Origin of the sequence: Streptomyces sp. NPDC097619 (assembly GCF_040302735.1) — a bacterium.
Lineage (GTDB): Bacteria > Actinomycetota > Actinomycetes > Streptomycetales > Streptomycetaceae > Streptomyces.
On sequence record NZ_JBEOSD010000274.1, the window covers coordinates 1 to 5,476 of the forward strand.

Sequence of the window (5,476 nt, forward strand, 5' to 3'; positions counted from 1 at the left end):
GCCCGGGTCGGACGCCGCCGGGCCCGCGGGATCGCGGACCGGTGGGGCCCGGCGAGCGCCGGCGCGGGTCCGGTCAGGCGGCGCGGGCGGCGGCGGTCCGGGCGCGGGGCACCTGCTGGGTGATGCAGTGGACGCCGCCGCCGCCGAAGGCGATGGCGAGGGCGCGGACGCCGACGACCTTGCGGCCGGGGTGGGCTGTGGCGATCACGGCGAGGGCTTCCTCATCCTGGGGCAGGCCCGCCACGGGCACGACGACTCCGCCGTTGGCGATGTAGTAGTTGAGGTAGGAGACCTCGATCTCGCCGTCGGCGAGTTCGGCGAAGGCGGTCTGCGGCACCTCGATGATCTCCAGGCGGCGGCCCCGGGCGTCGGTGGAGGCTTCGAGGACGGCGCGGTTGGCGCGCATCCGGACGTGGTCGGGGTGGGTGGGGTCGGCGGGCAGGGAGATCACGACGGTGCCGGGGGCGGCGAAGGCGCAGACCCCGTCCACGTGCCCGTCGGTCTCGGTGTCCAACAGGCCGCCGTAGGGCAGCCAGATGATCTTGGTGACGCCGAGCCGGGCCTTGAGCTCGGCCTCGATCTCCTCGCGGGTGAGGTCGGGGTTGCGGTTGGGGTGGAGCAGGCACTGCTCGGTGGTGATCAGCGTGCCCTCGCCGTCCACGGTGATCGCGCCGCCCTCCAGGATCATGCGGGAGGCGATGCGCTCGGTGCCGAGGTGGTCCAGGAGCAGGGCGCTGATCCGGTCGTCGGCGGCGAAGGGGTGGTGCTTGCCGCCCCAGGCGTTGAAGCGGAAGTCCACGCCCGCGCGGTTGCCGTCGCCGTCGAGGACGAAGATCGGGGCGGAGTCGCGGAACCAGGAGTCGTCGAGCGGCAGCTCGATCACGGTGATGCCGGAGCCCTCGGGCCCGCAGTGGGCGCGGGCGTCCTCGGCGTGGCCGGGCGGGGCGACCATGGTGACGGGCTCGAAGGCGGCGATGGCTCGGGCGACGTTGGCGTACTCCTCCTTGACGTCGGCCAGCACGCTGCCCCACAGGTCCTCACGGGTGGGCCAGGCCATCAGACAGCCCTCGTGCTCGGTCCACTCGGCGGGCATACGGTATTCGGCCATCGGGTGTCTCGTTTCTTTGGTGGGCGGAGTCTTGCACTCCGCTGAAAATTCAGTCAAGGGTGTGGGGTGGGGAGGTGGGCTCCTCGACCATCGGGCGGGGCCGCCCCGACCTCGCCCGAAGCTGCGCCGTGCTCGGTTGCCGACGGCAACCGGCAGGTCGTGCGGGTACGGGACTCCGGGCGACCCCTCATGAAGGGGTCGGGGCCGCCCGGAGGGGGCGGGTCGGAGAGCTGCCGGGCTTTCGCGGCCCGAATTCACTCTGGCATTGACTGAAAATTCAGTCAATAGAAAGTTCGACGAAAAGCCCGCCGGGCGAAAGGCGGTCGGGAGGGCGCGTACACGGCGCGGGACCGCCGGGGGGGCGGCCCCCGAACCGGGTGGATCGGCCGCGCGGGCGCCGGAGCACGGCCCCGGGCGGCGGCGGGTCAGTCGCGGCGCAGCGCGAAGAGCTCCACGTCGATGGCGCCGCGCATGAGGTCCCGCGCGTGCCCGATCCGGATCCCGCCGCTGAGCCAGCGCATGCTGAGCCCCTCCAGCAGGGCGGTCAGCCGTTCGGCGGCGGCGGCCAGCGCCGAGGCCGGGGCCATCGGCTGGACCTGGCCGAGCAGCGCCGCGACCTCCTGGACCCAGACGAGGGTGGCCCGGGCCAGGTCCTCGCGCAGCACCTCGTCGAAGACGGCGCTGGCCCGCAGTTCACCCCAGGCCGAGCTGTTCTCCCGGACCGCCACGGTGTCCTGGAGCTCCAGCAGGAGGGTCTCCTCCAGCTCCTCGCGCGGGCCGAGCGGCGGGGCGTCCGGATCCCGGTCGGTGGTGTAACGCTCCGCGCGGTCGTTGATGAACTCCAGGGTCTGGCGCAGCACCCCGGTGCGGTCCTTGAAGTGGTAGTAGATCAGGGCCGTGGACACGCCCGCCTCCGCGGCGAGTTCCTCCACGCGCAGCCCGCGGACCCCGCGCCGGGCGATGACCCGGGCGGCCGCTTCGAGGATCTGAGTGCTGCGAGACGCCATGACCGGCACCTTACCGGGGCGTTCCGGGCCGCGCGTACGCGGCCCGGCCCGGGTCGGGGCCGGTGCGGGGCCGCCCGCCACCTCAGGCCGCGGGCGGCGGGGCCGGGTGCGACTGGGTGGCGCAGTGGATGCCGCCGCCGCCCGAGGCGATGCCGTCGATGGGGACCTGCACCACCCGGTGGCCCGGGTACGCGGCCTGGAGGATCGCGTAGGCCACGCCGTCGGCGTAGGAGTCGCCGAACCGGGGCGCCACCACCCCGCCGTTGGCCGTGTAGTAGTTAGTGTAGCTCGCGAGGAACTCCTTGCCGCCGCCCGTGGTTTCACGGGTGTCCGGGCCGGGCAGCTCGGTGATCGCCAGGCGGCGGCCGCGGGCGTCCGTGGCGCTCTCCAGCACCCGCTTCGTCTCCTCGTACACGGCCACCCACTTGGGGTCGGCGCGTGGGCCCGGCTTGTCGAGGATGACGCGGCCGGGCGCGGTGAAGCGGGCCAGGCAGTCGATGTGGCAGTCGGTGATGTCCTGTCCGGCCAGGCCCGGCACCCAGATCACCTTGTCGACGCCGAGCGAGCCCTTCATCAGCTCGCCCAGGCGCTCCTGGCTCAGCCCGGGATTGCGGTTGTCGTTGACCAGCGAGCTGACGGTGACCATCAGGGTGCCGTCCCCGTCGGCCTCCAGCGAGCCGCCCTCGCCGACGAAGGGCGCCCGGAGCCGCCGCACCCCGTACTCGTACAGCAGCGAGGCCGCGGCGGCGGCGTCGTTGGCGTAGGGCTGCTCGAAGGTGGTGCCCGCCTTGCCCCAGCCGTTGAAGTTGGTGTCCAGACCGGCGACGGTGCCGGGGCCGACGAGGAAGGTGGGGCCGAAGTCGCGTATCCACAGGTCGTCGTTGGGGATCTCCAGCACCTCGATGGCGTACGAGGCGCCCCGGCCGCACTGGTAGCGGGCCTCGGCGGCCTGCGAGGGACGGGCCAGCACCACGACCGGCTCGAAGCGAGAGATCGCGTGGGCGACCTCGGCGATGTCGCGGCGGACCGCACCGAGCCCGTCTCCCCAGACCGAGGAGAGCGCGGGCCAGGCCATGTAGGTGCGGAGGTGACGGTCGGTCTCGGCGGGCATGTACAGGTTCCCGGCGGCGACGGCCCGCGCGGAGGCGGCGGGCAGGACCGGACCGAGGGCCGCGAGCGGTACGGCCGCCGCTCCGAGCCGGAGCAGGTGGCGGCGGGAGGTGTGCGGCATGTCCATGGGGACTCCCTGAGGGTGGGGAGGGGTGGATTGCACGGCATCCTTGCGTTAACTGAAAATTCAGTCAACCCCCGTCGGCCCCGGTGAGGAGGCTCAGCCGCGCCGGAAGTGCTCCAGGGAGACCGTGACGGAGCCCTGCGGCTCCCCGTCGATCAGGTGCAGGACGGCGATCTCCCGCCCGTCCGGACTGCGCACGCAGAAGGCCCGCTCCCCCTCCAGCTCGGAGAAGGGCAGCACCGTCACCGGGCGGGTCTCGATGCCCCGCACGCACTCCTCGGGGGTCAGTCCGGTGCCGTCCGCCAGGAAGGCGTCCGACTCCTCGGACAGCAGGAACCCCTCCTTGTCGCGGGCCAGGTACCAGTCGGCGGTCTCCTCGGGGACCACCTTCGCGGCCCGCAGGTCGAACTCGTAGCCGGCGTCGGGCGCGGTCAGCTCGGCGGTCGGATGTCCGGGCAGGTAGCGGGCCGCGGAGCCGGCCGGAGCGCCACCGCCCGCCTCGGGATCCCCCTCCGGCGGGAGGAACCAGTACGCGGCCGCCCCGCAGGCCAGGAGGGCCGCGACCAGCGCGGCGGGGAGGAGCAGCCGCGACCGCCGCCGGGCGCGGCGGTCGCTCCGGGGCGCGGACGGGGCGGCCGCGGAGCCGGCGTCCGCGGGATGGGGGGCCGGGGCGGCGCCGTGCAGGGGCTCCGGGAAGGCGGCGGGGAAGGGTGTGGGGAAGGCACCGCCGGCGGGTCCGGCCGAGGGGCCGACCGGCGCCGCCAGAGTGGGTCGGTGGTGGTGCCCGGGGACCGCGGCCGCGGGGGCGTGTCCCGCCGGTCCCGCGGCACCCCCGGACATCGCGGGGCCGGCCGGGCCGTACGGCCCCGGGGCGGGCGGACCGGCCTCGGGAGCGCCGATCTCCTCGTGGACGGCCCCCGGCAGCCAGTCCCCGGTGAACCCGGGCCGGCCGCCGAGCGCGGGGTGGCCGTGCACGGCCGCGATCAGGTCGGCCGGGGCGGGCCGCTCGGCCTGGCCCTTGACCAGGCACCAGGAGATCAGGTCGCGCAGTTCGATGGGGACCCGACCGAGGTCGGGGTGCTCGTGGACCACCCGGTACAGGGCCGTGGTCTCCGGCCCGCTCCCGAAGGGCGGCACACCGCCGGCCACGTAGGCGGCGAGCGCGCCGAGGGCGAACACGTCGGTGGCGGCGGTGGCCTGGTGCCCGAGGGCCTGCTCGGGGGCCATGAAGGCCGCGGTGCCGATCCGGAGGCCGGTGCCGGTGAGGGCGGCCGCGTCGGCGGCGCGGGCGATGCCGAAATCGATCACCCGGGGCCCGTCGGCCGCGAGCAGCACGTTGGCGGGCTTGAGATCCCGGTGCACCACCCCGGCCCGGTGGATCGCCTCCAGGGCCTCGGCGATGCCGGCCACCAGCAGCAGCACGGAGCGGGCGGGCAGGGGGCCGTGCCGCTGCACGACCTGGTGCAGGGTGGGCCCCGGGACGTAGGCGGTGGCCAGCCACGGGGTGCGGTCGGACACCCCGGAGTCCACCACCTGCGCCGTGAAGAAGCCGTGGATGCGGCGGGCGCTGGCCACCTCCTGGGCGAACCGGCGCCGGAACTCGGGATCGGCGGCGAACTCGGGCCGGACGGCCTTCAGGGCGATCGGCCGCCCGCCCGGGGTGTGGGCCAGGTACACCACGCCCATGCCGCCCGAGCCGAGCCGGGCGTGCAGCCGGTAGCCGCCGATCTCACGGGGGTCTTCGGCGGACAGGGCCGCGGGGGCGGGCTGCGCGCCGGGGAGGTGGACGGACATGGGGTGGCTCTTTTCGACGGAGGGGCCCTCGGCGAAGCGGGGTCGCGGAGGCGTGAAGCCCTCGCATCGTCTCCCTAACTAAACTTTCAGTCAATGTGTGACAATGCGAGACGCACAGGGCCGGACAGGGCCGGGAGGACCACCAGGAGGGACCGCACCGTGACGGACCACAGCACCGACGCCGCACCCGGGAGCACCGCCGGGCGCACCGGAGGAACCTCGACCGGCCCCCTCGACGACTCCCTCGACGGCGGGGTCCGGAGGCGGCCGGACCCCCGGGCGGGCCGGCCCGCCCCGGACAACCCCGCGGGCCGCGGGCCGAAAGGAAGAGGG

At 74.8% G+C, this 5,476-nt stretch carries 4 protein-coding genes; all 4 read right to left on the bottom strand.

Going from position 1 to position 5,476, the window contains the following annotated elements; all coding sequences use genetic code 11:
- Window positions 1-73: 73 nt before the first annotated feature.
- The 4 genes from ABTZ17_RS36085 to ABTZ17_RS36100 all read right to left on the bottom strand — a co-directional run bounded on the left by ABTZ17_RS36085 (window position 74) and on the right by ABTZ17_RS36100 (window position 5,143).
- Entirely contained in the window at window positions 74-1,108 is a 1,035-nt protein-coding gene (locus ABTZ17_RS36085; RefSeq protein ID WP_352200051.1) for an agmatine deiminase family protein, read from the bottom strand.
- 425 nt (window positions 1,109-1,533) lie between these two features.
- Window positions 1,534-2,115, bottom strand: coding sequence for a TetR/AcrR family transcriptional regulator (locus ABTZ17_RS36090; RefSeq protein WP_352200052.1), 582 nt, complete (start codon window positions 2,113-2,115; stop codon window positions 1,534-1,536).
- An 82-nt stretch (window positions 2,116-2,197) separates the two neighbouring features.
- A complete protein-coding gene (locus ABTZ17_RS36095; RefSeq protein WP_352200053.1) occupies window positions 2,198-3,352 on the bottom strand; it encodes an agmatine deiminase family protein in 1,155 nt (384 codons plus the stop codon).
- Between the two features lie 93 nt (window positions 3,353-3,445).
- A complete protein-coding gene (locus ABTZ17_RS36100) occupies window positions 3,446-5,143 on the bottom strand; it encodes a serine/threonine-protein kinase (protein WP_352200054.1) in 1,698 nt (565 codons plus the stop codon).
- Between the last annotated feature and the right edge of the window lie 333 nt (window positions 5,144-5,476).

Excerpts from the sequence above, each read along its gene's own strand:
- ABTZ17_RS36090 (WP_352200052.1), bottom strand. The coding sequence starts at position 2,115 with ATGGCGTCTCGCAGCACTCAGATCCTCGAAGCGGCCGCCCGGGTCATC.
- ABTZ17_RS36095 (WP_352200053.1), bottom strand. The coding sequence starts at position 3,352 with ATGGACATGCCGCACACCTCCCGCCGCCACCTGCTCCGGCTCGGAGCG.
- ABTZ17_RS36085 (WP_352200051.1), bottom strand. The coding sequence starts at position 1,108 with ATGGCCGAATACCGTATGCCCGCCGAGTGGACCGAGCACGAGGGCTGT.
- ABTZ17_RS36100 (WP_352200054.1), bottom strand. The coding sequence starts at position 5,143 with ATGTCCGTCCACCTCCCCGGCGCGCAGCCCGCCCCCGCGGCCCTGTCC.